Genomic DNA, 2,271 nt, shown 5'->3' on the forward strand with positions numbered 1-2,271 from the left:
CTGCCAGATACGCGCCCTGTCTGTAGCGTTGGGTGCCCCGATTAGGTCACCTGTAGCGGATTGGATGCAAGGTACAGCACTAAGTTTATACCGCTCGGAGCGCTTCCTTCATGTATGAGCCTCGAAGAGACGGTCGATTACCTCGCAGAGGAACTCGATCTCGAGCGAAGTGGTCACGTCCGAGAGGTCGGTCAGTCGGTCGCAGAGCTCCGCGACTGATCAAAACAGTTCTCTGAAATCCCGTTCGACGAGCCCAGACTCCAGATAGTCGATGAACTCCTGCTTTGTCGGTCCTGCTTCATCGAGGAGATCGTCTCGCTCTGCGCGTTCCAAGACTGCACGAGCAAACTCCGTACAGTGGTTTTCGTGCCGAGTGGCGTACATCGACAGTGCATCACGCCAGTGCATATCGAGCTCGAACTCGTCTAACTGAATCTGAATCCCGTCTTTTCGCTCCACCAGATCGACGCCCAGCTCCTGCAGTTGCTTGAATCGAATGTTGTTCCGGCGAACAGTGATGAGGCGCTTCGACTCGACGATAGAGGGGTCAACCCACTCTTGCCAGGTTTCATCATCGAGGTGAGTACGAGGCATTTCGAAGTCTGGATTTACACTCTCGATACAGAACTGCAGCATCGCAATCCCCGTTCGATGATTCGCATTCGGCAGCGAATGCCGGAGAATGAGATTCGACATCATCTCGCCGGCGACCTGTGGAAGTGATGCTCCCCACGGGACGTAGTCGAGTGCCTGCCGAATCTTCTGTGGTTCAAACTTCTTGTAGAGGCGGAACTCTTCTTCTTCTCTCACGTCTACAGCCGCTTCGAGCAATTCCACTAATCGAAACGCGACGACCTGCCCCTCACGGGGAAGCTCGGCGATTCGGTCGCTGAGCCACTTCTGATCGAAGTCGATCTCGTTTGCGTCTTTGATCTCCGTGTCGCTCGCATAGAGGACGTAGACGGGGATGTTAAACGGATAGCGGATGAGCTTCGTCGTGTCGTCCGAATCCTTATGACGGGAACGAATCTCAGATTGAGAGGCCGAGCTATACTTCAGCGAGAAGTTCTTGGCTTGGGGATGGTGATAGTAGACGACACGAGCCATCTGTGCAGAGGGGTTGGTGATACGTACTTAAATCAACTCGGCGTTTGCGCTATTAGGATCCGGATATGGCTTCGCATTGCCACCACAAGATCTGGATAAATGTAGTCTCACTACATCACAAAGCCGGTTAGTTGAGTTGTCTGCTTGCTGAAGGCGTGTTTACGACCAAGAGACGGTGAAATCTATGAGGACTAGCTTCTTAACTTTCTCGTCAACTCGCTTGGCGAGGAAGTTGCTCTTGACCTCGGCAATAATGCGGAAATAGATGCTGAAGACATCTATGAGGTCCTCGTCGGCGCGAGAAACAAGAGCGTCGGCAGCAAAGTGACCGCCGACGTGCTGCGATCCATGTCTTGCTGGAAAGTGGGGTGCTCGTTGAAGGAGATCTCGTTGAGTTCTGTTCGGCACAAAAGCCGCCCCAAGAGGAGTGGCAGCTCGATCCTGCGGCGGAGTTCTGGCAGGCGCGAGTAACGGGTCAGACCGGTCGATCGAACAACGTCGAGTGGTTGTCTGATGGAGAGGAGTATTCGTTTACGGGTGTGTCCAAGGAGATTCTCAATCAGCTCGTCGGTCGGCCTCATGAGAAGGCGTTGAATGGGTACCAGTACTGGTGTCATCCCGAGTTCGAGTCGCGGACATTGAGTGATCTACGCAATAGTGGCGAGTCGGCTCCTGACCGGAAGAAGCTGTGAACTGAGGACGGGTTTGCAGCAATTATGAATAGCGACTAGTTTCGACCTAGATTGCTAGATCAGCGATTCGCCGCTCGAACTCATCCTGGAACTGATCCATCGTCTCAACACCCCATCTAACGAGTTGCTCGCGTTCTTCTGCTGATAGCTCGGAAAACTTGTGTGGAATACTATACGGGCATTTAATGCGACAGGCTCGCTTTTCGGGGAATCGCTGCCAGACGAGTTCTTTATCGAGATCCGCGAGATTCATTTGGATCTCCTCTTGATGCTGTTTGAGAGCATCGTAGATCGTTTCGTTCCATTTCTTGTCCGAGGTGTCGATATAGAATTCAACCGCGAACTCGGGGCCCTGATGGAACGCCCACCCCAAACTGAGACCTCCAATGCCCGCTCCGAACACCTGCCAACTCTGGGGTTGTGGTGTCAGTTTGTACCAGTCGGGTCGTCGTTGTGAATACGCCTCCGTGAG

General features: G+C 53.2%; 3 protein-coding genes. 1 reads left to right on the top strand and 2 read right to left on the bottom strand.

Going from position 1 to position 2,271, the window contains the following annotated elements; translation table 11 throughout:
• Nucleotides 1-219: 219 nt before the first annotated feature.
• The gene (locus EAO80_RS19310; protein WP_122091439.1) at nt 220-1,107 is read right to left on the bottom strand and encodes a hypothetical protein; all 888 of its coding nucleotides are present in this window, start codon (nt 1,105-1,107) and stop codon (nt 220-222) included.
• Between the two features lie 368 nt (nt 1,108-1,475).
• Here EAO80_RS19310 and EAO80_RS19965 point away from each other — a divergent pair, with 368 nt between their 5' ends.
• Entirely contained in the window at nt 1,476-1,799 is a 324-nt protein-coding gene (locus EAO80_RS19965; protein WP_162994099.1) for a hypothetical protein, read from the top strand.
• A 46-nt stretch (nt 1,800-1,845) separates the two neighbouring features.
• On the opposite strand, the gene EAO80_RS19315 is transcribed toward EAO80_RS19965, so the two are convergent.
• A partial coding sequence (locus tag EAO80_RS19315; RefSeq protein ID WP_122091440.1) for a DUF4268 domain-containing protein occupies nt 1,846-2,271 on the bottom strand: 426 nt, incomplete at its 5' end.

Source organism: Halalkalicoccus subterraneus, from assembly GCF_003697815.1.
GTDB classification, from domain to species: domain Archaea; phylum Halobacteriota; class Halobacteria; order Halobacteriales; family Halalkalicoccaceae; genus Halalkalicoccus; species Halalkalicoccus subterraneus.

What these genes read in the sequence shown, in the direction of transcription:
- EAO80_RS19310 (WP_122091439.1), bottom strand. Translation starts at nt 1,107, where the DNA reads ATGGCTCGTGTCGTCTACTATCACCATCCCCAAGCCAAGAACTTCTCG.